This window comes from Neolewinella xylanilytica (assembly GCF_002934605.1).
GTDB lineage: Bacteria > Bacteroidota > Bacteroidia > Chitinophagales > Saprospiraceae > Neolewinella > Neolewinella xylanilytica.
In genome coordinates, this window is sequence record NZ_PTJC01000005.1 from 260,975 (window position 1) to 286,210 (window position 25,236).

A 25,236-nucleotide genomic window follows, 5' to 3' on the forward strand; every position below is an offset into this window, starting at 1 on the left:
CACCCCCCAATGCCCACCCCAGCCATCCTGATCACCGGCGTCTCCTCCGGCATAGGCCTGGTCACTGCACTAGACCTACTGCGCCGCGACTACCACGTCTACGGATCGGTACGCGGGACGGAAGTGCCCGAGGAACTGTCGGGGCATAGCAACTTCACCCCGTTGACCTTCGACGTGCGCGACCGGGAAGCCATCAATGTCGCCCTGGATCGCATACGGGAAGACGGTCGCCCCCTGGTCGGCGTGATCAACAATGCCGGCGTCGCCATTCCCGGCCCGGTAGAGACCCTCGCCGAAGCAGAGTACCGTAGACAGTTCGAGGTCAACGTGTTCGGATTGATTGCCGTCTGCCAGCTGACGCTCCCACTCCTACACGCCGCCCGCGATCAGGGGTACAGCCCCCGCATCGTCAACATTAGTAGCGTGAGTGGATCGCTCACCGCCCCCTACATGACCTTCTACTCCTCGTCCAAATTTGCCGTGGAGGCGCTCACCGACGGACTCCGCCGGGAGCTCCTGCCCTTCGGTATCGACGTAGTCAGTGTTGCCCCCGGCCCCACCAAGACCCCCATCTGGCGCAAGGGTAGCGAACTGACCGATGCCTTCGAAGGCAATCGATATAGCCACCTACTGCCCCAGCTCGAACCCTATACCCAGGCCGCGGAGCGGGGCGGGGTAGACCCTCAACTCGTCGCCGATGCGATCCACGCCGCCCTCACCGACCCCAAACCCAGCGCCTATGCCCTGATTATGAATAAACGGTGGCTGGCGCGGGCGGTCAGTAAAATGCCTAAACGGTGGCAGGATCGCTTTCTTACCAAGCGCTACCGCTAGTACAAAGCGGTCTCCGACCGCGAAGTAGGATGCGGTCTCCGACCGCGGAAGTACAAAGCCGCCTCCGGCGGCGCTGGCTCACCTGCACGAACCGGACAGCGCATATAAGTATTCTACCAGCGCGGCCAGAGGCCGCATCTTACTCCCGCGGTCGGAGACCGCATCCTACTTTTCCCGCCATGCAGCTCACCCTAGAAGACCTCCAAGCCCGCCCCGCCGCCTACCGCCGCGACCTGATCAACACCCTCCCCGGCCCGCGCGGCGTCCACCTGATCGGCACCAAGGGGTACAAAGGCACGGAAAACCTGGCTGTATTCAGCTCCGTCGTTCACGTGGGGGCCAGTCCGCCGCTGCTCGGATTCATCATGCGGCCGCTCACCGTACCCCGGCATACCTACCACCACATCAAGGCGAACCAGTGGTTTACACTGAATACGCTGCACCCCGACATCCTGGAGGCGGCCCACCAGACCAGCGCGAATTACGCAATCAAGGACTCCGAGTTTGCCGCGACCGGTCTGACCCCGCAATACAGTGACCGGTGCAAAGCTCCCTACGTAAAGGAAAGTCGCGTAAAAATCGGCCTTACCCTGGAAGAGGAGCACCACATCGGGGGCAACGGGACGCTTTTCCTCATCGGCCGGGTGCAGGAAATCTTCGTACCCGACGAAGCCGTAGCCGAAAGCGGTCACGTCGATCACCAACTTTTACGGACGTTAACCGTAGCGGGATTGGATACCTACCAACGAACCACTGATCCCGTGCGTCTATCCTACGCACGGCCCGGGAATAAACGCTAACCGCATGAAGACCCTATTCTGCCTGATACCCCTATTGTTTTTTGCCTGCGGGCCCGGAGCAGAGCTGCCGCCGGGGGATGTCGAGAGCGCTCCCCCGGCGACCCAACCCGCGCCGGGAGCCACGCCCCAACCCGAGGTGAGCGGCGACATCGACTATAGCCTCCTGACCCCCGGCCAACTCCGTGAAGTGGAAGGATGCACCTACCTGTTCTGGCCGGAGAACGGTACGTCGGACCGCTACGTCTACGGGTTCAACTACGGGGAGGGCCCGGCGGAGGGCTTCTTCGGCGGTGCTTTCCAGACGCTGGAAGTGGTGAGTGAAGAGGAAACCGAAGGGAGCGTGAGCGGCCCGGTCACCTTCGTGCACGAGAACGACGACTACCAAGTCACCACCACCGTCACCCGGGAACGACAAATCGACAATGAGCTCTGGGAACTCAGCGGCACCGTCGTCGTGCGGGACCGGGCCTCGGGTAAAACGCTGCGCATCCGGGTACTCGGCGAGCAGGGCTGCTAGCCCCCGTCAGCCGACTGGAGCGTAGCGACGTCGTCTGACGGGTTCGGACTGAAGCGTAGCGACGTCGTCTGACGGGTTCCGACCTGGAGCACAGCGACGTCGTCTGACGGGTTCCGACCTGAAGCGCAGCGACGTCGCCTGACGGATTCCGACTGGAGCGCAGCGACGTCCACTGCCGACTGGCGGGAGAAAATGTTGAAACACAGATGAAAACGGATCGCTTCACTAGGGCACGGATTCCCTGCGCCGCCACTGCATACTTTCCCACAGGACTTCGTCACGCGACAAGGGCCTTCACGCGCTGTGAGCCCCTCCGCGCCACCTCTGTGGTGAACGGAAGCCCACCGCCCTGCCGCGGAACTTCGCCGACCTCTTTTACCTTTTGTCGCAGACCTTGCTCCTGCGCTCCGACGCAATAGCCTGCCGCGGTAATCTACCTGCGCAGCAGTGCGTTATCTTGTTGTTTCCCAAACGCTAAGCCTATGTCCCTCCGTAAACGTACCCTTTCCCTCGCCCTCGGCGCGGTAGCCTTTCTCGGCCTGACCGCCGCGACCGTCTCCCCGGTCAACGACAAGTTCTTCGAGATCATGAAGGCCATCGAGGTCTACACCAACGTGTACAAGGAGGTAAATACCTACTACGTGGACGATATCGAGCCGAATCGACTGATGCGCACCGGTATCGAGGCCATGGTGGAATCGCTGGACCCCTACACCAACTACATCAGCGAAACCGACGTGGAAACCGCCCGCCTCCGCCAGAGTGGCCAGTACCAGGGCATTGGCGCCGAGATCGAATACATTGACGGGCTACCCACCATCCTGACGCTCTACAAAGATCAACCCGCCGACGCCGCCGGCCTGAAGACGGGCGACCGGCTGATGGAGATCGACGACCGCGAAACCGTCGGTTACAACCGCGAGCAACTGGAAGAGATCATGCGCGGCTTCCCCGGCACGGTGATGAACCTGGCCGTGGACCGGCCCGGCGAAGGAATGAAGAAACTGCAGCTCGTGCGCGGCGACGTCAATATCCCTAACGTACCCTACTCCGGCATGCTGGAAGGGAACGTCGGCTATGTAGCCCTGACCACCTTCACCCAGGACGCGGCCAAGAACGTGCGCGACGCCGTAGCCAAACTGCGGGCCGACCACCCGGACCTCAAGGGCGTGGTACTCGACCTGCGCGGGAACGGGGGCGGATTGCTCAACGAAGCCGTGGACATCGTCAATATCTTCGTGCCGAAGGACGAACTGATCGTAACCACCAAGGGGAAGGTGCGCGACTGGAACCGCAGCTACGCCACCAAGGGGAATCCGCTGGATACCGAACTCCCCGTGGCCGTGCTCATCAACGGCCGCTCCGCCTCCGCCTCCGAGATCGTCTCGGGAGCCCTGCAGGATCTGGACCGCGGCGTGCTGATCGGGCAGCGGAGCTTCGGCAAGGGACTGGTGCAAAACATCATGGAAACCGGCTACGGTAGCCGGGTGAAGATCACCACCGCTAAGTATTACATCCCCTCCAATCGCTGCATCCAGGCGGTAGAATACCGCGACGGGAAACCGTACGACATCCCCGACGACCAGCGCCCCGAATTCAAGACCCGCGCCGGCCGCGTCGTGCTGGGAAGCGGTGGCGTGGCTCCCGATATCGAGGTCGACATTCTGGGGAAAAACAACGTAGCACAGGGGCTGCTGGAAGAATACATCATCTTCGACTACGTGAACCAATGGGTGCGCGACCACCCGGCCATCGACTCGGTTGCCGATTTCCACTTTCAGGACTGGGCCGGCTTTGAAGCCTATCTCAACCGGGCCGACTTCAGCTTCGACTCCAAGGCCGAGCAGCTCCTCGAGCAGGCCGCTGAACGGGCCGCCGCGGAGGGGTACGATATCAGCGCCGAGCTGGACGCCATCCACGAAAAAATGGACGCCGAGCAGGCTACCGCCATCGCCGACCTGAAAGAGGAGATCGTCAGTATCATCGAAAAGGAAATCGCCGGCCGCTACTACTATCAGCGCGGGCAGGTACAGATGGGTCTCCGAAACGACAAGGAGGTACAGGAGGCCATTGCCGTGCTGAACGATCGGGCGCGTTACGATGCGATTCTGAGCAAAAGTAAATAATGGATCGCCTCGTCCGGACGGCCTTTCGTATGAACTCTTCCGAAGCGGGGGATGATAGTACGACCTGCTGGCTTACCCGGCCGTAATTTTGCCGGGATCCAGTCGATCGCCGGGTGACCTTGACCTGTAGGAAGCCAAGCAGCGAACAGTCTCTTTCCCCGGCCGCGGCTTTCCAGGACGTTGGTCCGCCGCTGTTCAATATACCGGAGGACAAATTCCCGCGGACGGATGATGAGGCGGCATTCATCTTCGGCGTCCCCCCCCCCAAGCCATTTATCTGATTACGAAACTGGAGGAGTTGCCATTTGCGAAGGCCTATATCAGTACGTCGCTTTCCGAAATTTAGGACTTGAGCTTACGGGGTATCCAGGATGCGGACCTTATCACGGCGAAGCGCGTAGCCGGCAGGAGCCGCGATCTGAACGATAATGAGCAACTGGACAAAGGGCGCCCCTAGCGCGGGCACCGTAGACTATATCGGCAAAAATACCTGCCGATAGGCAAGCAACCATTGGCCGGGGGTACCGTCTTTCGCGGAAAAACCACCATGCATAAGACCACCCTTTTAATAGCCTTTGCCCCCGCAATACTAGCGTTCGGCAGCTGCCAGGACGATGACCGATACGTAGGATCCGATCGCCTGGCAACAGAAACCCGTCCGGTACTGGATTTCAACGAAATCCGGGTAGGAGACGCCATTGCGGTGGAAGTCTCCGCGGCGCCCCGCTTCCTCGTGACCGTCAGGGGGAACGACAACCTGATGGATCGCATCGTAACGGACGTCCAAGGAGACCGGCTACGGATCCACATGCTGCCGGGCAACTACCGGGAACTGGACGTCACGGTGGCGATCGAAATGCCGGAACTGAATGCCCTCGACCTGTCGGGGGCCTCCGAAGGCCGGCTGACCGGTCTTCCCTCGGGAGCGGATGAATTCGTACTGGAACTCAGTGGCGCCTCTACCGCCACCGCTGAAAATGCCTCCGCAACCGACCTTATTCTCGGCCTTAGCGGTGCTTCGGTAGCCAGTCTGTACGATCTGGAGGTCAGCGTGGCGGAGGTCAACCTCAGCGGCGCCAGCGAAGCCAGCGTACGGATAGCGGACCGGATCACCGGTAGCCTGTCGGGAGCCAGCACCCTTCACTACCGTGGAGAACCGGACATCAGCGTCACCACCAGCGGTGCCAGTGAGCTGCATAACGACAATTAGGCCAGCGCGACGGGGAAGCTAGAGATCATCGACAGGAGTAAGCACGGACTATGACTTGCCATCCCGAATGAAAACCCGGCGTAGGGCTGCGACCCAAAGCGTAAGGTTGCTCGCAAGGTTCAGCGTGTGCGGCTTTCATCCGGTCGGCCACCCCCACGCTGCCGGTGTGCCAGCTGCGCCCAACGTCGTTCCTCCACCCCTTTAGTGCGCACTGCTACCGGCGTGCTTCATTTCCAGCACGTCGAAATAGTTTTGGGGGTTCATTACGCTACCGCTTTCCTTAATGACCTCGACGTCGATGTTTCGGTTTTCGAAAGTCGTAACGAAGTCGTTCATGATCTCGACCACGTCGTGGTCCAGGAACTGGTTCTGGCGTATGTCCAGGCGAAGTAACGCGCCCTCGGGCACCTCGTCGAACTGCTTGCGAATGGCGCCTTTGTTGAAGAAGGTCACTTCCTCGGCGAGCGTCATATTTACCACTGACTGCTGGCCTTCCTCATTGGTCATATGCAGGAAGTGGGAGTTCTGGTAACTGGTGTACAGGATCACGATGATGCCGACCGCGAGGCCCAGGCTGATGCCGATGAGCAGGTCGGTAAAGACGATGGCCACGACCGTTACGATGAAGGGGACGAATTGCCGCCAGCCGGACCGGTAGATGGAAACGAAGGTGGTCGGCTTGGCCAGTTTGTAGCCCACCAGCAGCAGGATGGCCGCCAGTACGGAAAGCGGAATAAGGTTCAGGATCCCCGGTACAAAAATGACCGATACGAGCAGCAGGACGCCGTGGAGGATGGCCGCCAGCTTGGTGCGGCCCCCGGACTGAATATTCGCCGAGCTGCGCACGATAACCTGGGTAACCGGCAATCCGCCGATGAGACCGGAAATGATGTTTCCCGTACCCTGGGCCAGTAACTCCCGGTTCGTGGGCGTAACGCGCCGCCGGGGGTCCAGTTTGTCGGTAGCCTCCACGCAGAGCAGGGTCTCCAGACTGGCCACCAGGGCGATGGTAAAGCCGGTGACCCAGACACTCAGGCGCGAAACGGCGCTAAAGTCGGGGAAACTGAACTGCCCTACGAAGTCGTCGAAGCTTTCGGGTACGGGCACGCTCACCAGGTGTTCCCGCGCGATGCCCAGGCTGCCGTCCCCCATAGTGACTTCCCAGACAATACCGGCCCCGACGGCCACCAGCGGGCCCGGGAGGATGGTAAATATCTTGCCTTTGTTCTTCAGCACCGCTTCCCACAGAATCAGGATGCCGAGCGCGATGAAGGCGATGGTTGTTGCCCCGTCGTCGGTGTAATCGATCAGATTAAAAATTTCGGAGAAGGTATTCTCGCCGTCGGGCTGCAGGAAGGCATCGTCGCCTTCCGGGTCCGCGTCGTAGCCGAAGAAGTGCGGAATTTGTTTGAGGATGATGATCAGGCCGATGCCCGTGAGCATGCCCTTAATCACCGAGGAAGGGAAAAAGTAGCCGATCACCCCCGCACGCAGCAGGCCGAAGGCAACTTGCAGGACGCCGCCAATAACCACGCAAGTGAGGAACAGCTCGTAACTCCCGAGGTCGGTAATGGCCGTCAGGACAATGGCCGTCAGTCCCGCCGCCGGACCGCTGACCCCGACGGGAGAACCGCTAACCGCGCCGACGACGATGCCGCCGATTATTCCCGCAATAAGTCCGGAAAAGAGTGGCGCGCCACTAGCCAGGGCGATCCCTAGGCAAAGGGGAATAGCGACGAAGAAAACGACGACACTGGCGGGAACGTCGCCGGCGAGGTTGTCAAAAAGTCCAAGGCGCTTGGAAGAAGTACGATCCATAATGTGAGGTAGATACTAATAGTAATGCTTTCCATACGGATAGCCACTCTATATGTTGATAGCGAAAATAGTCAAATAAAGGAGATCACCCGCTTATCGGGGGGGACGGAGTCGAGATGAGGTGCTAGCCGTATAAATGACTTCACTCTGCAGTTTCCAAAAACTGCATCTCGTACAACTCCCGGTAGCGCCCGTCTTCGACCTGGAGCAACTCTTCGTGGGGACCGAACTCCTTGATTTCCCCCTTTTCGAGCACCATGATGTTGTCGGCGTTGCGGATCGTACTCAGACGGTGCGCGATCACGATGCTGGTACGCCGGTCGATCAATTTCTCGATCGCGTGCTGAATGACGCCTTCCGTTTCGGGGTCGACGCTGCTGGTCGCCTCGTCGAGAATGAGGATGTCCGGATCGAAGACCAGCGCCCGTACGAAGGAGATCAGCTGCCGTTGGCCCATGCTTAAGGTGGCGCCCCGTTCCATTACGTCGTAATCGTAGCCGCCGGGCAAGCGCTCGATGAATTGGTGGGCACCGATGAGCTTGGCCGACTCGATGACCCGTTCCCGGCTGATGGAAGGGTCGCGAAGGGTGATGTTCTCCATCACCGAGCCGGTGAAGAGGAAAACGTCCTGCAGTACCATGGCCATCCGGCTGCGCAGGGCGGTGAGTTCGTAGTCACGCAGGTCTTTACCGTCAACGAGAATCTCTCCTTGCTGGTACTCATAGAAGCGGTTGATCACGTTGGTGATGGTGGTCTTACCGGAACCCGTACTACCCACGATGGCGAGGGTATCTCCTTTTTTAAGCTGGAAGCTGACGTCTTTCAGGATCCATTCGATGCCCGTGTAGGCGAACCAAACGTTTTTGAACTCCACTTCCCCCTCCAACGCGGCGGGTTGGAGGGTGCCGGTGTTTTCGATCTGGTCGTCGCGGTCGACTACCCGGAACACGCGCTCGCTGGCTACGAGTCCCATCTGTAGGGTATTGAACTTATCGGCCAACACCCGGATGGGGCGGAACAGCATATTGATGTAGATCGGGAAGGCCACCAGGGCCCCGAGGGTCACGCCGCCGGCCCGGGCTACGTCCTGTGCGCCCCACCAGACCATGAGGGCCAGGCTAGCCGCGGCGATGATGTCGACGGTGGGGAAGAAAATGGCGTAGTACAGGATGGCATCGATGTTCGCCTTCCGGTAGTCTGCGTTAATGTCCGCGAACTTCCGGGCTTCCGAATCTTCGGCGTTGAAGATCTGCACGATGCGCATGCCCGTGATGCGCTCCTGCAGGAAGCCGTTCATCTTCTGGATCTGGCTGCGCACCTGCTGGTAGGATTTCTTCACCGCTTCCTTAAAGAGGTAACTCGCCAGCATTAGGAACGGCATGGTGGTCAGGCAGATCAGCGTGAGCCGCCAGCTGGTGGAGAGCATAACGGCGAGCACGGCGAAGATGGACATTAAGTCGGCCAGGATCGTGATCACCCCTTCGGCAAAGATGCTGTTGATCGACTGGATATCGTTGATCGTCCGGGTAGTGGACGTCCCGATGGGCGTCTTGTCGAAATAGCTGAGCCGCAGACCGTTGATGTGCTTGAACACCCGTACCCGCAGGTCTCGGATCACCGACTGCCCGAGCCAGTTGGAACTGTACACGAAAGCGTAGCGGCACAGGGCCTCGAGCACCAGCAGGCCCGCGATCACCAGCGCCCAGAAGGTCAAGCCGCCGGTGTCGCCGGCGAAGATGTAATCGTCGACCATCTTCTGGATCAGCCGCGGCCGGGCAATGGATAGCGGGGCCAGGATGACGGCCAGGGAAACCGCGAGGATGGCAATCCACTTATACGGTTTGGCCAGCGCCAGCACCCTCCACAGCAGGTAGAGGTCGAATTTTTGCTTCTCTTCTTGGGTGGCCATGAAGGCATGTAACAAGCCGGGCGCGCTTTGGGTCGCGGTAGCCACCACAATTTTTCGGGCGCCGGGGCGCGGGTGCGATGCCCGTAAATAAACCGGTTGGCCGAACGACACGAGGAAGCCGCTGTTTTAGCAAACACGTATCAGTTGCCCGTCCATGAAAAACGTACTCGGAAACGACCTTATCGCCTGCTGTACCGACCCGCTAACGGGATTTTACCGCGACGGATACTGCCGCACCGGCCCGCTGGATTCCGGTCGCCACGTGGTCTGTGCCATCATGACCGAGGAATTCCTTGCCTTCACCAAGTCGAAGGGCAACGACCTCAGCACGCCCATTCCCCAGTACGATTTCCCCGGTCTCCGGGCGGGAGATGCCTGGTGCCTCTGCGCCCTGCGGTGGAAGGAGGCCTATGACGCCGGGTTGGCCCCGCCGGTCAAGCTGGAGGCTACCGACGAGTCGGTACTGAATTTCATCGAGTTCGGGGCGTTGCTGGAGCTGAAGCACTAGCCGTCCGCACAGCTCCGCTGGTCGACCGACGGGTAGGGGAGAGAAAGCCTGGTCGGGGTAGCTGGGCCGACGAGCGGTTAGGTGCCCGCCGGCGGCAGCGCTTATCGTGGTAGCTCGGCGGACCAGCATTAGTCGTCCGCACAGCTCTGATGGTCTGCCGACGGGTCGGGGGGAGAAAGCCTGGTGGTGGTAGCTGGGCCGACGAGCACCAGTCGTCCGCCCAGCTCCGCTGGTCGGCCGACGGATAGGGGAGAGAATGCTTGGTCATGGTAGCTGGGCCGACGAGCAGCATTCGTCCGCCCAGCTCCGCTGGTCGACCGACGGGTAGGGGAGAATACTTGGTCGGGGTAGCTGGGCCGACAAGCACCAGTCGTCCGCCCAGCTCCGCTGGTCGACCGACGGATAGGGGAGAGAAAGCCTGGTCGGGGTAGCTGGGCCGACGAGCAGCTATGAACGCTCCGGCGGCGGTGCTTATCTTAAGTAGCTCGGCGGACCAGCAAAACCGAACACCCCCGTGTCCGATATCGAACACATTGAAGTATTCATAAGTCGTAATAGCCTGGCTTTCAGATGGTAAATTTTATGGCACGCTTCCTGCAGCCACCGAAGCATGGATCGTACCATAAATAGCAAAGAGATCAGTAAACGGCGCCGTGGGAAGGTGCTCGGTTGGCTAGCCGTCATCGCCGCCGTCCTGGCCGCGATTTGGTTCGGGATGAAGCTGCTGCGGCCATCCGCCGACGAGAATACCCTGCGCTTCGCCACCGTCGAACGCGGTGAGGTACTCAATACCATCAACGCAACCGCCGTCGTGCTGCCCGCCTTTGAGGAGCAGATCAACTCGCCGGTGGCCACGACCATCGACGAGGTGATGCTGACCGCCGGCACCGAAGTGGCGGCCGGGGATCTGCTGATGCGGCTGGACCGCAATTATGTGCAACTACAACTTGACGGGCGCCGCGACCAGCTGGCCGTCAAGGAAAACAGCATCGGCCTCCTCAACCTCGAATACGAGCGCGACCTGAAGGAGCTCACCTACAACGCCGAGATCAAAAAGCTCGAGCTGGCCGCCGCCCGCGCGGCCCTGGCCGATGCCCGCCGCCTGCTGGAGGTGGGCGGCGCCACCCAGGAAGAGGTCGAGGCCGCCGCGCTGGCGGTACAGATTAGCGAACTCGAATCCCAGAAGCTGAACAACCAACTAGACTACGCCCGCAACAGCCTCACCGGCCGCAAGCGCGCCCTGCAACTGGAAGTCGGCATGGAGGAAAAGGAAGTCAGCCAGCTGAGCCGCCGCCTCCGCGAAACCGAAGTGCGCGCCCCGCGCCCCGGCGTCATCACCTGGGTGAACGAAAACATCGGGCAGCAGGTGACCGAGGGTACCGCCCTGGCCCGCGTGGCCGACCTGGGCCGCTACCGGGTGGAAGCCAGCGCCTCCGATCGCTACGCCGACCAGCTGGCGGTGGGCCTGCCCGTCGAACTGCGCATGCCCACCGGTCGGCTGAAAGGAACCATCGCGGCCATTCTGCCGGAAGTAAGTGAGAACCTGGTCACCTTCCGCGTCGACCTCGACCAACCCAGTCACCCGGATCTGCGTCCCAATCTCCGTACCGAACTCTACGTGATCACCAACCGCATCGAGGATGCACTGCGGGTGAAGAACGGACCGGCCTTCCGGGGCGGCCGCAGCCAGTCGGTTTTCGTGATCGTCGGCGACGAGGCCGTGCGCCGCGAGGTCGACCTGGGCATCCGCAACGGCGACTACGTACAAATCACCGGTGGCCTGCAGACCGGCGACCGCATCATCATCTCCGACCCGGAAACCCTGGAGAACGTCACCTCCTTCAAACTGGAAGAGTAATGACGATCACCACAAACCACCGAATCGCCTACCCGCTTACCCTGCTGTTGGTAGGAGTGCTTTGCACCTGCGCTCCGGCGCAAACAAACCCGTCGGCCGACGCCACGCTAACGCTATCCGAGTTGCAGGCCGCCGCCGCCGCCCGCGCCGAACAGGTGGTGATCGCCGAGCAGCAGCAGCGCGCCGCGCGCCTGGAACTGGACGCCTTCGAAGCCGGTCTGAAGCCCCGCCTCGACCTGGCCGCCACCCTGCCGAATTACTTCCGTACCTCCACGGAAGTGACGCAGGACGACGGCACCATCGCGTTCCGGGAGATTGAACTCAATAACTCCTCCGTATCCCTCTTCGCCAATCAGCGTATCGCCGCCACCGGTGCCCTCATCGGCCTGGAAACCCGCCTCCAACGTACCGACAACTTCGCCCTGGACGCTAAAAGCTACAACGGCAGCCCCGTGCGGCTCACCCTCCAGCAGCCGATTCTGGCCTTCAATCCCTGGAAGTGGGACCGCCGCCTGCTTCCCCTGCAGCTGCAGGTGAGTGATGCCACCCTGCAAGCCGCCCGGGCCGACGCCGCCCTCGACGCCACCGACCTCTTCTTCAATCTGGTGAGCGCCGACCAGGAACGCCGCATCGCCGAAACCAACCGCAGCGCCAACGAAACCCTCTACGAAGTGGCCACCGAACGTTACGAACTAGGGCAGATTACCCGCGGCGACCTGGTGCAACTGGAGCTCGAACAGGCCAGTGCCGAGCAGAACCTCCTCCGGGCCCAGCGCCTGGTCGGGCGGGCCTCGGCGGACATCCTCCAGTACCTCGGCCGGGATTACAACGGACAGCTCCTGCAACCCGAAGCCCCCGAACCGACGGGCGAACTGGTCGGGCTGGAGATCGTCGCCAGCCGCGCCCTCGCCCTCCTCGAACAGCGACCCGAATTGCTGGAGATCCGCCAGCGGGTACTGTTGGCCGAGCGGGAAGCGGACCGGATACGCCGTGACCTCGGCCCGCGCTTCGACCTCAACGCCAGCATCGGCCTGATCCGCAACGCCAATGAGATCGATCCCATCTACCGCGATCCGCAGGACGAGCGGGTGGTCAGCCTCACCTTCGCCGTGCCCCTGCTCGACTGGGGCGAACGCAGCGCGCTCAACAAACGCGCCAACAGCGAGATCGAACTGGCCCGGCAACTGGGGGAACGCCGGATAATCCAACTGGAAGGCCAGCTGACCCAACTCCTCGACCAGTGGACCACCCTGCAGGAAGAACTGGTGCTCGCCACCCGTATCCGCGACCTCGCCGAGGAGCGCTTCCAGATCAGCCAGGAGAGTTATACCCTCGGCGCCATCCCCCTGACCGACCTCACCTTCGCCCAACAAAACCGTGACCTGAACACCCGCGCCTACGCCGAAACGCTCCGCGCCTACTGGACCACCTACGCCAGCCTGGAGCGGCTTACGCTTTGGGATTTTATTAATGACCAACCGGTGTATGAAGGACTGAATAGCGAATTACCGAATTAGTGAATAGTCCCGCACCTACCCGAGCAACGCGAGGGACTGGGTGCCGCCCAAATCACTAATTCAGTCCCTCAAAAATTCAAACATTGACTAATGATCGAACTACAAAACGTCTCCAAATCCTACCGAACCGACACCATCGAGACCCTGGCCCTGCAGCATATGAATCTATCGGTGCCGGCGGGGGAATTCCTGAGCATCATGGGGCCGTCGGGCTGCGGTAAATCGACCCTGCTGAACATCATGGGCCTGATCGACGAGCCCTCGGAGGGTACCGTCGCGCTGGCCGGAAAGGAGGTGACCAGCTACAACGGCACCAAGGTTGCCCGCTTCCGCAACGAGCAGCTGGGCTTCATCTTCCAGAGCTTCCACCTGATCAACGACCTGTCGGTGGTGGACAACGTGGAGTTGCCGCTGCTGTACCGGCGGGTGGGGGCGAAGGAGCGCAAGCGGCTGTCGCTGGAGGCCCTCGAGCACGTGGGACTGAGCAACCGCGCCCGCCATTTCCCCACCCAGCTATCCGGTGGCCAGAAGCAGCGAGTCGCCATCGCCCGCGCCATCGTGGGCCGGCCCAACATCATCCTGGCCGACGAGCCCACCGGTAACCTCGACAGCCACATGGGCAACGAGATCATGGAGATTCTGATGCGACTGAATAAAGACCTCGGCACCACCATCGTGATGGTCACTCACGACGAGCGGATGGCCAAGAAAACCCACCGGCTGGTGCGGCTTAGTGACGGAGAACGAGTTAGTTGATATGCGATTCTTGATTCTAGATATTCGATTTCTGATTCGCTACCGCACGTACCCTCGCCAGCTGGGCTGGCTCGCACGAGCGAAGCGAGCAGGTAACAGCGGCAGCCCAACCCTAAATCAAGAATCGCCAACCGGGAATCGCCAATCAAGAAGACCCATCGGCTGGTGCGGCTTAGTGACGGAGAACGAGTTAGTTGATAGGCGATTCTTGATTCTAGATATTCGATTTTTGATTGGCTACCGCACGTTCCCTCGCCAGCTTCGCCGGCTCGCCCACGGCAGCACGAGCACAGCGAGCAGAGCCATGCGGCAGCCAAATCAAGAATCCGAAATCGGCAATCAAGAATCGCCAATCCATTGCGGCACGAGCGCAGCGAGCAGACAACAGCGGTAGCTCATTCAGCAATTCAGCATTCACCTATTCACCACTTCCAAAGCGAGCAGACAACAGCGGCAGCCAAACCAAGAATCGCCAATCGAGAATCAGGAATCGCCAATCAATAGCGGCAGCACGAGCGCAGCGAGCAAAGCTGCCACTAAAAGACTAAAGAACTAACGGACTAAAAGACTAAAACACTGTGATAAAGAACTACCTCACCCTAGCCCTAAAGGTCCTAAGACGCAAGCCGTTCTACACCTTCATCAGCCTCTTCGGGATCAGTTTCACCCTGATGATCCTGATGCTGATCACGTCGATGGGGGATGCGCTCTTCGGAGCCAACCGGCCGATGTCCGACGTGAACCGGATGGTCTTCCTGCCCATGCTGGAACGGTACACCGAATTCTACGATACCCTCTACGCGGTGGACACCATTGTCATGGACGACGGAACCCTCCGCTACGACAGCACCGAAACCCTCGAGCCGAACGGGAGCATGAACAACTCCAACGGCCAGATGAGTTTCTCCTTCCTGGACAAGAACCTCCGCGGATTGTCGGACGTCGAGAGCTACACCTTCGTCTCCAACAGCTCGTTTACCGACGCTTACCTCGACGGCCGGAAAGTGACCATGTCAACGAGCTACGTCGACGCCAGCTACTGGGAGGTATTCGATTTCCGGTTTCTGCACGGCCTGCCCTTCGGCGTGGACGACGTTGCGGAAGCCAATAAGGTGGCCGTCATCACGGAGCGGATCGCGGACAGCTACTTCGGGGAAATGAATCCCGGAATCATCGGCCGGGAAATGATCCTCGGGAACGAAACCTTCCGGGTAGTAGGCATCGTGGAGCGGCCGCTGAAGGACGACGATACCATTGCCGGCGACATCTTTTTGCCGCTCACCACCATCGATGCCCGGCAGTACGCCAATACGGAAACCTACGGTCCTTTCCAGGCGGTGTTTAAGGCGACCAGTGCCGCCAAACGGGAATCCATCAAGCAACAGCTGACCTTCCTGGCGGAAAACTTCGTGATCCCCCCGGATGCCGATTACGAACACATCCGGCTGTACGCCGGCACCGCGACCGAGAATTTTGCCGCCAACCTCATGCAGGAAAGCGATGCGAGTAAGGCCAAGCTGCTGCTGTTCGTCCCGCTGATCACGCTCCTCGTGCTCTTCCTGGCCCTCCCGCTGATCAACCTGATCAACCTGAACGTGAGCCGCGTCTTCGAGCGTAAGTCGGAGATCGCCGTGCGTAAGGCCTTCGGGGCGGAAAGCCGGGATATTCTCTATCAGTTCATCTTCGAAAACCTGGTGCTCACCTTCATTGGCGGGTTCATTGGTTTGGTACTGGCTTATCTGATCATCCAGTACGTTAATGCCAACGACCTGATCGGTATCGTCCGGCTCTCCTTTTCCGGGAAGATCTTTTTCTACTTCATCCTCGTCATCCTGCTCTTCGGCTTGCTTTCCGGCATCCTGCCCGCTTACCGGATGAGCCGCACCACCATTGCCACCGCCCTCCGCTAACCTACCGCCGCCATGCTCAATCACTTGCTCAAACTAATGTGGAACAAGCGCCGCTCCAACGGCCTGATCTTCCTCGAAATCCTGCTGGCTTTCGTCGTGCTCTTCGGCGTATACGCCTTCGGATTCTACAATCTGGACCGGTACAGTTCGCCGCTGGGCTTTAGCTACGAAAACAGCGTCGGGGTTCATATGGATATTCCGGATGATATGGATTCCCTGGCGGTCATCCAGCTACAGGAGCGCATCCTGCGGGAAACCCGGGAACTCCCCGGGGTGGCTTCCGCAACCTTTCTCGGACCCGTCAACCCCTTCGGGGGGAATACCTGGAGCACTGGCAGCGACGATAACGGCTTCCACCTGCAGACGATGATGGTCTTCGCCGACGAAAACTACGCCGAGACCCTGGAGCTCGAATTCCGGGAGGGGCACTGGTTTACGGAAGCCGACCAAGCGGGGAAATACGACCCCATCGTGGTAAACGGAAAATTCGTCGACGAGTACTATCCCACGCGCGAATCCATGATCGATTCGATTATCCTGATCAACGGGGAAAAAAAGATCATCGGCGTGGTGGATAACTATAAGTACCACAGCAATTTCGCCGAGAACCGCCCGCTGACCTTCTTCTCTCCTCGCAGCTGGAGAGCGGATGGGCAGAGTCCGTTCGAGCAGATGATCGTGCGGGCGGAACCCGGACAAACCGCGGCCATCGAGGAACCCATCTACAACCTGCTTTCCTCCCTCACCAAAAACCCTGACGTAGTGATTTGGAACATGGCGCAGGACCGCATCAAGGCCAACCGGCCCGTGGTCATTCCGCTGGTGATCCTCATTTCGATCTCGGCCTTCCTGCTCATCAATATCGCCCTCGGGCTCTTTGGCGTACTGTTCACCCAGATCAGTCACCGCCGCGCTGAGATCGGCTTGCGGAAAGCCATGGGGGCCACGCCGGGGGAGGTGACCGTCCAATTTGTACTGGAAGTCGTGCTGGTCACGTTCGCCGGCTTGCTGCTCGGGGTCTTCTTCGCCGTCCAGGTGCCCCTGCTGGAACTGCTCCCCATACCGGCAAAATTCTTCTACTTCGGCATCGTAGCGGCGGTGGTGACCATCCTGCTTATCGTGGTGCTATGTGCCCTGATTCCCAGTCGGCAAGCTGCGGGATTACACCCGGCCCTGGTGCTGCACGAGGATTAGATTCATTGGTCGACGGTCTGCATCCGTTGATCGCATTACTCAAATAAACGACCTATGAAGTACCTATTCTTGACGTTCTCTTTCCTCCTGGCTGTAACACTTTCCGGTCAGCATTCGTCTGTGAAAGTGAGCGAGCGCGAGGGAGCAGATCACTACACCTTTTCGCTGCGTAGCACCGACTTGACGGAGGAGATCATGAACGACGTGTTCGCCACCGTCAGCGAGGGGAAGGTCGAAGGCCGGTTTGCCGGGCTGATCCGAACGACCCTCGACGACGGCGTGGAGCTGAAAATGAACACCCAGCGCCGCACGTTCGAAGTGAGCTACGCGGGAGAAGACCAAGCCGCGCTCGCCCACGCCAAAACATTAGCGGCGAGCTTGCAGGAGCGATTGAAATCCGAGCACCCGCGCTAGATTTTTCACTACCCTATAATCATCCTTCTATGCTGTTTCCGACCCTATTGACGACCCTGCTGCTTTCCCTCCCGAACGCGGGACAGGAGAAAGTGGACATCCTGGTGAATGAAGTCAGTCAAGACAATCACTACGAACTCGATATCCGCCTCGATCCATCCCGCAGCCACGATGTAACCGACTGCATCGGTGAGCTGATCGGCCTTAGCTTGCCGGACCAGGTGACCGAAAACCTAGTGGCGGAGGCGGAAGGCATCAACCTAACCTACTTGCCGGAACGCAATCATCTCGCCCTGAAGACTACGGATCTCACTACCTCCGCGGCCGATCGGGCACGCGCCGCCGGTCAGGAGCTCAAAGGGTGCCTGGAGCTTTTTTCCGCCGCCCCCGAAAATTGATGCAGCTATCGTTCGTGCTGCCCCGTCCTTACTAATACAATTTCCCCTCCATCTCCCGCATCCTCATCATCGACGACGACCGCACGGTCTGTAAAAGTCTGGAGCTCCTGCTGAAGCGGGCGGGCTATTCGGTGATGTGTATTCACGGCCCGGCGGAGGCGCTTCCGGCGGTGGCTTCCTTCCGCCCCGCACTGGTGCTGCTGGACCTGAACTTTGCCGTAGAAACCACCGGGCGGGCGGGCATGCACCTGCTCGGCGAGTTGCTGGCGACCGATCCCGGCCTCCCCGTCATTCAGATGACCGGCTGGGCCACCGTGCAACTCGCGGTGGAGGGCATGAAGGCGGGGGCCCGGGATTTCATCGCCAAACCCTGGGACAACCACGAATTACTCAACGCCATCCAGCAACAATTAAAGGACGGGCGCCGGAGCGCGGGAACCACGTCTTCCAAGACCGAAAAGGCGGCTACGATTCCGACGCCGGATCCGTTTGCCGGCATTATCGGCGATTCCCGGCAGTTGCGGACCATCATCCAGCAGGCCCGGCGGGTGGCGGGTACCCAGGCCTCGGTGCTCATCACCGGCGAAAGCGGCACGGGAAAAGAATTAATCGCCGAAGCCATTCATAGCACGAGCCACCGGTCGGAAGGCCCCTTCGTAGCCGTTAACCTGGGTGGCGTGCCCGAGGGATTATTCGAGTCGGAACTTTTTGGACATAAAGCCGGCGCCTTTACGGATGCCCGTAGCGATCGCAGGGGCAGGTTCGAGCTGGCGGCCGGCGGCACGCTTTTTCTCGACGAGATCGGCGATCTGGCCGCGGCGGCCCAGGTAAAACTGCTGCGGGTGCTGCAGGAACGCCAGTACGAGCGGCTAGGGGAAAGCCAGTCCAGACCGACGGATGTGCGCATCATCAGCGCGACCAGCCGCAACCTGGAAAGCATGGTCACGGCCGGCACCTTTCGGGAAGACCTGTTGTACCGCATCAACCTGATCCACCTTCACCTGCCGCCGTTGCGGGAGCGACCAGGTGATATCCTGCCCCTGGCGGATCACTTTCTGGACAGTGCCCGGCGCCGCTACGATCGACCGAAACTTGAATTGAGTCCGGAAGCCCAGTCGTGGCTCCGCCGACAAACCTTCCCCGGCAACGTACGCCAGCTCCAGAACCTGATCGAACGGACGGCCATCCTCAGTCCGGAGGAAACCATTACCGCCGGGCAGCTGCAGCGGCAATCCGGCGGCCCGGGAACGGTCAGTAACTTCGCCCCCTCCGGCATCACCCTGGAGCAGATGGAGATCAAAATGATCCGGCTCGCCCTGGCCCGCAACGACGGCGAGATTACCGCTACGGCCCGGGAACTGGGGCTAACGCGGGCGGCGCTTTATCGGCGGATTGAGAAGCATGGTCTTGGTTAAGGTAGCTGTACGCTGGCCCCAGCACGACGAAGCCTGCCTTGCCGTCTCGAGCGGTTCCATAGGAGCCAATCTGACTAGTGCTGGGCCGTGGTTGGGAGCAGGATAGTCCGTATGGCCCAAACAACCCATAAGTTTGATCCTGCCGTTCTTTAGATAAGATTTCCATGTCCGCCGCCACCCGCTACATCCTCTACCTGACCGTCCTTCACTTGGTGATCGGTATCCTGATCTACCTGGTGGTGGGCCGGGGCCCGGTACTGCTATTGGTGGAAATGGTGCTGTTGCTATCCGCCTACGTCGGGTACCGCCTGTACGAGGTGTTGGTGGCGCCGATTCAGCTGCTCAGCCGGGGAGTGGGAGCCCTGGCCGACCAGGACTTCTCCGTCAAGATGACCAAAACCGGCAGTCCGGATATCGACCGACTTGGCGACGTCTATAACCGGATGATCGATCAGTTGCGCAGCGAGCGGGTGACCGGACGCCAGCGACAGGAATTTCTCGACCAGTTGGTAAGCGCGGCGGACGTCGGCATCATAATCCTGGACTTCGACGGTGGGGTCGAGTCCGAAAATCCCTGGATAACCGAACGGCGTGCGAATCCGGAGTTTGTCACCAGCGTGATCGATCCGGCGCGGTCATTAGCGGTGGGGGAAAAACGCATCTTCACTACCCCCGATAACCGGCGGCTGCACGTGGAGTACGCCAGCTTTATCGACCGGGGGTTCGAGCGCGGTTTCCTGATCCTGCAGGATGTCACCGCCGATTTACTTCAGGCCGAAAAGGAGGCCTACGGGAAGGTGATCCGCATGATGGCCCACGAGGTGAATAACTCGAATGCCGCCATCGTATCGCTCTTGAAAACCATCTTGGAGGTGGCGGTAGCCAACGAGCCCGACCTGGAGGAAATCGTGCGTGATCACTTGCCGCCGGTGATTACCCGGGCCGAGAACATGACGGCCTTTATGCGCAATTTCGCCCGAGTAGTACGGCTTCCGGTCCCCCAGCGCGAACGGGTGGAGCTGAATGCCATACTCCGCGGGGCGGGGGAAGTCATGACACCCCTGCTGCAGCAACACGCCATTCACCTCACTACCGATCTAACGACCCAGCCGATATGGCTCCTGGCCGATCGCGCCCAACTCGAGCAGGTAATCATCAATGCGCTTACCAACGCCCGGGAGAGTATCGGTAGTGGCGGCCGCATCCACCTTTCCAGCAGTGCTAACCCCTGCTCCTTCATGATCGCCGATGATGGAGCCGGCATTCCGGATGACATCGCGGATCGCTTGTTTACGCCTTTTTTCAGTAACAAAAGCAGCGGTCAGGGAGTCGGCCTCACCCTTACCCGGGAGATCCTGGAGGGGCATGGGGCCAGCTATCGATTGCGCACGGAGCCGGATGGGTGGACGCGGCTACGGGTAACGTTTCCCGACTGATGCTTTTACTGTACTGACACATCGGATGTGTCAGTAGTGCCAAAATGGCATATATCGGTATTTTTCGGATATAAGCTGCCTCATTCTTGTAGCTGAAAACAAGGCTGGACCCCAATAGCGCCAAGCATTATTGTCGTCATCGAATTGCGGTTGCGGTCCGATTGTCGCCATCATTTGGCATGGTGTTCAGGAATGAACCACGACCAAAACAAAGCGGATAGATCATCACATATCGGATGTCAAAACAGGTGTCATGTCGACCAGCCGAAAGAAAGGGTACAAATCAATGGGCGCAAAAACCGCAATCAAGGGTGTAAAGCCCTTTAAATTGGGGATAAGTGGGCATCCGATGTGTTAGTAAGATTTTTTCCGGGCGGCGGAAGGGAGAAACGGGTTGATCAGGTATTTCCAGAGCAAGTGCGGAAAACGGTAGTCTATAAGGCAGGCGACCAACGGGGACGACTATGTTTCCACCGGGCCGGTGAATCGGAGAAGTCGCTCTCCGCAATGCAACCAGCGGTCGATTGGGATAGTCGTTGCATCGGTCGGGTCTTTGGATATCCCCTACAGACAAACAGTACAGTAGCGGTTCAGCCATTCAAAGGCATACGTGCCCGATCCGTACCAATGACCGATCAATAGGCCAAGTGAAGCTTCACCGGGACGATGGATGGCGAAACGAAGTATTATGTTCTTGAGCGCAGGGAGAGCACTAAAAAAACTAACTTATTAGTTGTAATACTAGTCGATTAGTACTATACTTGTACTAATCAATTAGTAGATATGCAAAAGCTAGCCAAACGGGAAGCCCAATTGATGCAGGTGCTGTGGCGTCTAAAACGTGCCTTTGTCAAGGAGATCATCGAGGAGCTGCCGGATCCGAAGCCCCACTATAATACGGTATCTACCATGGTGAAGATCCTGGAAGAGAAGGGCTTCGTAGCCCACGAAAAACTGGGGAACGCCTACCGGTTTTACCCGGTGGTGGAGGAAGCCGAATACCAGAAGAAAGCGGTGGACGACGTCGTGCGTCGGTACTTCGACAATTCACCGATGAAGCTGGTCAACTATTTCGCTAAGGAGCAGCAGATCGACGCCGCGGAACTGGAGCGGCTTGTCCAACTCATTAAAGACCAAGATCCGCGACCATGAACTACCTGATCCACGCCGCCGCGCTACTGGCGGGTTGCTACATATACTATTATCTGGCGCTACGCCGCGAGACCTTTTTTCAGCTGAATCGCTGGTTATTGCTCGGGGGAATGGTCGTCTGCTTCCTGCTCCCCTTGATTACCGTGCCGGAGCGGCTTTCTTTGCGAGCAGCGGAAGGTCCGCCCACCGTCGGGTCATTTCAAATAATGGAAACACCCGGTCCGAGGGAAGTCGTCGCCTTCGATATATCTGCGGCCGGTATCATCTCCCGTCCGGAAAATGCGCCGGGTCCGACGGAAATTGTAGGTGGCACGGTAGCGTTGCCCGTTCCATTGGCGGACATTTCTCCCGCGCTTGGCGCCCAAAATCATTCTACCGTCGCAGCAGCGGCGAGAAGGAGCACCTGGTACGTAGCTCCGGACTGGAAAGCGGTGGCGCAGTGGGTGTATCTCACCGGGGTACTGATTTTAGTCGTACGGTTCATTGGTCAATTGGTGAGTGTGCTGCGCAAGGGGAGGGGCAGGCCTACGGTGCGGGACAACGACGTGACCATCGTAGCGCTGGACGAAGACCACGCCCCCTTCTCCTTCTGGAACTCCGTATTCCTCAACCCCGCCGGCTACGACACCAAAACCTACGATCGGATCATCGAGCACGAGCGGGTGCACATCCGGCAACGGCACACGGTCGATCTGATAGTGGCTGAGCTGCTGATCGTGGTACAGTGGTTCAACCCCTTCGCCTGGCTGTACCGCCGTGCCGTGGAAAACAACCTGGAATACCTGACCGACGCCGAGGTGCTGCGCCGGGGCGACGACCCGGTAGGCTACCAATTGAGCCTGCTGCAGGTGGCCGTACCCCACCACGCCCGTGGGCTAGTGACCAACTATAACCAACACTTCTTAGAAAAAAGAATCAAGATGATGAAGGCTAAAAGATCCGCCAACCGGGCCGCCTGGAAATATCTGGCCCTGCCCGGAATGCTATTATGCTCCATGAGTTCGTTCAACGCTGTCGCGCAGCAATCACCCGCTTCCGACAGCCTGGAAAAGGTTGATCCGAAGGCTGATCGGCCTTTCGGTAACCTGCCACCTGCGCCACCTCCGGTACCCCCTGCTCCACCGAATGCTCCCGCTCCACCTTCACCTCCCCATGGTCCAGCCCCAGCCCCGCCTGCCGTGCCAGCGCCGCCGCCGCCAGCTCCCCCGGCACCGTTGTCGGACCGGGGAACGGTGGAGCGCAGCTGGACAGCCCGTATCAAAGGAGACGAAGTATGCTTCCACCTGATCGAAACCTCCGGAGCGCGGAATTATCACTCCGATAGTCAGCGGTGCTTTGACAAGTCGAACCTCGGTGCTCTGCCCCGGGATGGGATGGGCGTCTTTTCCCTTACCCGGGAAGCCGGCACGATTACCTTCCGGGGGATATTTGAAGGGGACAGGGGTACCGGCACCTTCGACTTCGAGCCGGCTGCGGCCTTTGAGGAGAAATTGGAGCAAGCCGGCTACGGGAGCTACACCAACCGTGAACTGGTCCACTTTTTTTACAGCGATATCACTTCCGGGTACCTGGATTATCTCGAGAGGGAGGACTTTAATCCCGACCACGACCAGCTGGTGCAGCTAGCCGTCTTCGAGATCAATCAGAAAACGCTCCCCCAAGTATTGGCCGACCTGAAAGCATCCGGCTACGCCCGCCCCGACTTGGAAACGATCGTGCAGCTGCGCATCTTCGACATCGATGCCCTTTACGTGCAAGCGCTGGCGGATGCGGGCTATCGCGACCTCGACTTGCAGGATGTCATCAATGCGAAGATTCACGACCTGACTCCCGAATACATCTCGGAAATCGCCAGACTGGGCTTTGGAGATGTCGACTTCGAGGAGATCATTGCTATGGCGATTCACGATGTAGACGCCGATTACGTAGCCGATCTCGCGGAAGCCGGCTATACGGACGTCAGTGCAGAGGAGGTGATCGCCAGCCGGATTCACAACGTGCGGCCGGAGTATATACGAGCAATGAGTAAAGCCGGGCTGACCGCGCTTACCCTCGAACAGGCCCAAAGCGCTTCCATTCACGGCGTCGACCCCGGATACGTAGCCGAACTGGCCGAGCTGGGTTTCGAGAAGCTATCGATCGACGACGTTATTGCCGCCAAAATTCACGGCGTAAATGCGGAGCGGGCGAAGGAAATGCAGGACCTTGGCCTGGAAATCAATGACATCGACGATTTGAGTTCCTATAGCATCCATGACCTGACGCCCGATTTCGTCCGGGGACTGCGTGACATGGGATACACGGACTTGAGCGCGGACGATCTCATAGCCGCCCGCATACACGATATCTCGCCGGCTTTTGTGAGGGGGTACGCTGATCTGGGCTACGGTCAGATCCCGTTTGATGTCCTCCAAGCTTTGCGTATCCACAACGTGACCCCGGCCTTTATCGAGAAGCATCGCCGGGAGGGGGATACACTGGAAGATATGATTGATTACAGCATTATGCGGCGCTCCAGGCGGTAAGACTGGGCGGGTTATCCTAGTTTTTAACTATTTGTTATCTGTTGTTTATCAATAGCGTATAGGTCGGTGGTGCTTTTGGAGGGCGTTTAGACATCCGATGTGTCAGGTGGTGTCAAATTGACAGACATCCGATGTGTCAGGCTTCATTTCTAAGCAACTGCAAACATCCTGGAGGTCCGGGCACCTTTATCACTGTTCCGCTTGCCCGCTATGCCCGATACCGATACCCAAACCCAACTTGCTTACCTCATCGCCACGCTAGAGGCGGAGTACGGACGCCAAACCCGCTACAGTACCAAATCGGCCCTCGATCAACTCGTCGCCACTATTCTGAGCCAGCGTACGAACTACGCGGACGAAAAAGCGGCCTACGATAAGCTGTTAGAGACGTACGGTGATTGGGGCGGGGTCGCAGGAGCAACGGTTGCCGGAATCGAGGAATGCATTCAAACGAGCCGTTGGCCGGAGATAAAGGCCCCGCGCATTAAGGAGGTACTCACCCACGTCATTAGTACCTACGGGAACGACCTGGATCGGGTGCTTTCGGATATGCCGGTGGAGGAAGCCCAGGCGGTACTGATGGAACTCCCGGGAGTCGGTTTCAAGACGGCCACCTTCGTTTTACTCTTCTCGTTGCGGAAGCCAGTCCTTCCGGTCGATACCCACGTGCACCGCGTAAGTACCCGTTTCGGAATACTACCAAAGAAGATTAGCCAGGCAAAGTCGCACGGTGCTCTGCTGGAAATACTACCCGCCGACGCGGACGAGCTGCTCAACTTTCACAAGTTGCTGTTCAAGCACGGGCAGCGGATTTGCGTGTATTCCAACCCGCGTTGCGGCAAGTGCATCGTGCGGGAGCGATGCCGGTACGTTCAGGAAAAAACGAACGGAGCAGGGTGATCGATGTGGGGCGTCACAACCCCCCTACCGCAACTTCTC

Annotated in this window: 20 protein-coding genes; 18 read left to right on the top strand and 2 right to left on the bottom strand. The window is 59.3% G+C overall.

Features of this window, described 5'->3' with window-relative positions; translation table 11 throughout:
- Positions 1 to 9 precede the first annotated feature (9 nt).
- The 5 genes from CLV84_RS01025 (at position 10) to CLV84_RS01045 (ending at position 5,487) form a co-directional block, all read left to right on the top strand.
- Positions 10 to 834, top strand: coding sequence for an SDR family NAD(P)-dependent oxidoreductase (locus tag CLV84_RS01025; RefSeq protein ID WP_104417883.1), 825 nt, complete (start codon positions 10 to 12; stop codon positions 832 to 834).
- Between the two features lie 179 nt (positions 835 to 1,013).
- Complete coding sequence (locus CLV84_RS01030) at positions 1,014 to 1,634, top strand: flavin reductase family protein (protein ID WP_104417884.1); 621 nt, start codon at positions 1,014 to 1,016, stop codon at positions 1,632 to 1,634.
- Between the two features lie 4 nt (positions 1,635 to 1,638).
- On the top strand, positions 1,639 to 2,151 hold the full coding sequence (locus CLV84_RS01035; RefSeq protein ID WP_104417885.1) for a hypothetical protein: 513 nt from the start codon (positions 1,639 to 1,641) through the stop codon (positions 2,149 to 2,151).
- A gap of 482 nt (positions 2,152 to 2,633) precedes the next feature.
- Positions 2,634 to 4,277, top strand: coding sequence for a S41 family peptidase (locus CLV84_RS01040; RefSeq protein ID WP_104417886.1), 1,644 nt, complete (start codon positions 2,634 to 2,636; stop codon positions 4,275 to 4,277).
- Between the two features lie 547 nt (positions 4,278 to 4,824).
- Positions 4,825 to 5,487, top strand: a complete 663-nt coding sequence (locus tag CLV84_RS01045; protein WP_146088666.1) for a GIN domain-containing protein — start codon at positions 4,825 to 4,827, stop codon at positions 5,485 to 5,487.
- A gap of 201 nt (positions 5,488 to 5,688) precedes the next feature.
- On the opposite strand, the gene CLV84_RS01050 is transcribed toward CLV84_RS01045, so the two are convergent.
- Both CLV84_RS01050 and CLV84_RS01055 read right to left on the bottom strand, forming a co-directional pair.
- Positions 5,689 to 7,305 (bottom strand): SulP family inorganic anion transporter, encoded by a 1,617-nt coding sequence (locus CLV84_RS01050; RefSeq protein ID WP_104417888.1) that lies wholly within the window; start codon positions 7,303 to 7,305, stop codon positions 5,689 to 5,691.
- Positions 7,306 to 7,447: 142 nt separating this feature from the next.
- Positions 7,448 to 9,214, bottom strand: coding sequence for an ABC transporter ATP-binding protein (locus CLV84_RS01055; protein ID WP_104417889.1), 1,767 nt, complete (start codon positions 9,212 to 9,214; stop codon positions 7,448 to 7,450).
- Between the two features lie 154 nt (positions 9,215 to 9,368).
- On the opposite strand from CLV84_RS01055, the gene CLV84_RS01060 reads away from it, so the two are divergent.
- The 13 genes from CLV84_RS01060 (at position 9,369) to CLV84_RS01120 (ending at position 25,197) form a co-directional block, all read left to right on the top strand.
- On the top strand, positions 9,369 to 9,722 hold the full coding sequence (locus CLV84_RS01060) for a DUF2237 family protein (protein ID WP_104417890.1): 354 nt from the start codon (positions 9,369 to 9,371) through the stop codon (positions 9,720 to 9,722).
- Positions 9,723 to 10,332: 610 nt separating this feature from the next.
- Positions 10,333 to 11,580: an efflux RND transporter periplasmic adaptor subunit gene (locus tag CLV84_RS01065; protein ID WP_104417891.1), complete on the top strand. Its 1,248-nt coding sequence runs from the start codon at positions 10,333 to 10,335 to the stop codon at positions 11,578 to 11,580.
- A complete protein-coding gene (locus tag CLV84_RS01070) occupies positions 11,580 to 13,097 on the top strand; it encodes a TolC family protein (protein WP_104417892.1) in 1,518 nt (505 codons plus the stop codon). Before CLV84_RS01065 ends, CLV84_RS01070 begins: the two co-directional genes overlap by 1 nt.
- A gap of 90 nt (positions 13,098 to 13,187) precedes the next feature.
- The gene (locus CLV84_RS01075; RefSeq protein WP_104417893.1) at positions 13,188 to 13,853 is read left to right on the top strand and encodes an ABC transporter ATP-binding protein; all 666 of its coding nucleotides are present in this window, start codon (positions 13,188 to 13,190) and stop codon (positions 13,851 to 13,853) included.
- 578 nt (positions 13,854 to 14,431) lie between these two features.
- On the top strand, positions 14,432 to 15,763 hold the full coding sequence (locus tag CLV84_RS01080; protein WP_104417894.1) for an ABC transporter permease: 1,332 nt from the start codon (positions 14,432 to 14,434) through the stop codon (positions 15,761 to 15,763).
- A gap of 12 nt (positions 15,764 to 15,775) precedes the next feature.
- Positions 15,776 to 16,957 (top strand): ABC transporter permease, encoded by a 1,182-nt coding sequence (locus CLV84_RS01085; protein ID WP_104417895.1) that lies wholly within the window; start codon positions 15,776 to 15,778, stop codon positions 16,955 to 16,957.
- Between the two features lie 54 nt (positions 16,958 to 17,011).
- On the top strand, positions 17,012 to 17,371 hold the full coding sequence (locus CLV84_RS01090; protein ID WP_104417896.1) for a hypothetical protein: 360 nt from the start codon (positions 17,012 to 17,014) through the stop codon (positions 17,369 to 17,371).
- A gap of 29 nt (positions 17,372 to 17,400) precedes the next feature.
- Positions 17,401 to 17,769 (top strand): hypothetical protein, encoded by a 369-nt coding sequence (locus tag CLV84_RS01095; RefSeq protein WP_104417897.1) that lies wholly within the window; start codon positions 17,401 to 17,403, stop codon positions 17,767 to 17,769.
- Between the two features lie 110 nt (positions 17,770 to 17,879).
- The gene (locus tag CLV84_RS01100; RefSeq protein WP_245911444.1) at positions 17,880 to 19,184 is read left to right on the top strand and encodes a sigma-54-dependent transcriptional regulator; all 1,305 of its coding nucleotides are present in this window, start codon (positions 17,880 to 17,882) and stop codon (positions 19,182 to 19,184) included.
- 164 nt (positions 19,185 to 19,348) lie between these two features.
- On the top strand, positions 19,349 to 20,620 hold the full coding sequence (locus CLV84_RS01105; protein ID WP_104417899.1) for a sensor histidine kinase: 1,272 nt from the start codon (positions 19,349 to 19,351) through the stop codon (positions 20,618 to 20,620).
- 783 nt (positions 20,621 to 21,403) lie between these two features.
- Positions 21,404 to 21,772 carry a BlaI/MecI/CopY family transcriptional regulator gene (locus CLV84_RS01110; RefSeq protein WP_104417900.1) on the top strand — a complete coding sequence of 123 codons (369 nt, stop codon included), beginning with the start codon at positions 21,404 to 21,406 and terminating at the stop codon, positions 21,770 to 21,772.
- Positions 21,769 to 24,297: a M56 family metallopeptidase gene (locus CLV84_RS01115; RefSeq protein WP_104417901.1), complete on the top strand. Its 2,529-nt coding sequence runs from the start codon at positions 21,769 to 21,771 to the stop codon at positions 24,295 to 24,297. Before CLV84_RS01110 ends, CLV84_RS01115 begins: the two co-directional genes overlap by 4 nt.
- A 210-nt stretch (positions 24,298 to 24,507) precedes the next feature.
- Positions 24,508 to 25,197 (top strand): endonuclease III domain-containing protein, encoded by a 690-nt coding sequence (locus CLV84_RS01120; protein ID WP_104417902.1) that lies wholly within the window; start codon positions 24,508 to 24,510, stop codon positions 25,195 to 25,197.
- The last annotated feature ends 39 nt before the right edge of the window (positions 25,198 to 25,236 follow it).

Coding starts and splice junctions, on each gene's coding strand:
- CLV84_RS01035 (WP_104417885.1), top strand. CDS start 1,639: ATGAAGACCCTATTCTGCCTGATACCCCTATTGTTTTTTGCCTGCGGG.
- CLV84_RS01045 (WP_146088666.1), top strand. CDS start 4,825: ATGCATAAGACCACCCTTTTAATAGCCTTTGCCCCCGCAATACTAGCG.
- CLV84_RS01030 (WP_104417884.1), top strand. CDS start 1,014: ATGCAGCTCACCCTAGAAGACCTCCAAGCCCGCCCCGCCGCCTACCGC.
- CLV84_RS01055 (WP_104417889.1), bottom strand. CDS start 9,214: ATGGCCACCCAAGAAGAGAAGCAAAAATTCGACCTCTACCTGCTGTGG.
- CLV84_RS01040 (WP_104417886.1), top strand. CDS start 2,634: ATGTCCCTCCGTAAACGTACCCTTTCCCTCGCCCTCGGCGCGGTAGCC.
- CLV84_RS01090 (WP_104417896.1), top strand. CDS start 17,012: ATGAAGTACCTATTCTTGACGTTCTCTTTCCTCCTGGCTGTAACACTT.
- CLV84_RS01115 (WP_104417901.1), top strand. CDS start 21,769: ATGAACTACCTGATCCACGCCGCCGCGCTACTGGCGGGTTGCTACATA.
- CLV84_RS01110 (WP_104417900.1), top strand. CDS start 21,404: ATGCAAAAGCTAGCCAAACGGGAAGCCCAATTGATGCAGGTGCTGTGG.
- CLV84_RS01075 (WP_104417893.1), top strand. CDS start 13,188: ATGATCGAACTACAAAACGTCTCCAAATCCTACCGAACCGACACCATC.
- CLV84_RS01025 (WP_104417883.1), top strand. CDS start 10: ATGCCCACCCCAGCCATCCTGATCACCGGCGTCTCCTCCGGCATAGGC.
- CLV84_RS01105 (WP_104417899.1), top strand. CDS start 19,349: ATGTCCGCCGCCACCCGCTACATCCTCTACCTGACCGTCCTTCACTTG.
- CLV84_RS01070 (WP_104417892.1), top strand. CDS start 11,580: ATGACGATCACCACAAACCACCGAATCGCCTACCCGCTTACCCTGCTG.
- CLV84_RS01050 (WP_104417888.1), bottom strand. CDS start 7,305: ATGGATCGTACTTCTTCCAAGCGCCTTGGACTTTTTGACAACCTCGCC.
- CLV84_RS01095 (WP_104417897.1), top strand. CDS start 17,401: ATGCTGTTTCCGACCCTATTGACGACCCTGCTGCTTTCCCTCCCGAAC.
- CLV84_RS01120 (WP_104417902.1), top strand. CDS start 24,508: ATGCCCGATACCGATACCCAAACCCAACTTGCTTACCTCATCGCCACG.
- CLV84_RS01060 (WP_104417890.1), top strand. CDS start 9,369: ATGAAAAACGTACTCGGAAACGACCTTATCGCCTGCTGTACCGACCCG.
- CLV84_RS01065 (WP_104417891.1), top strand. CDS start 10,333: ATGGATCGTACCATAAATAGCAAAGAGATCAGTAAACGGCGCCGTGGG.
- CLV84_RS01085 (WP_104417895.1), top strand. CDS start 15,776: ATGCTCAATCACTTGCTCAAACTAATGTGGAACAAGCGCCGCTCCAAC.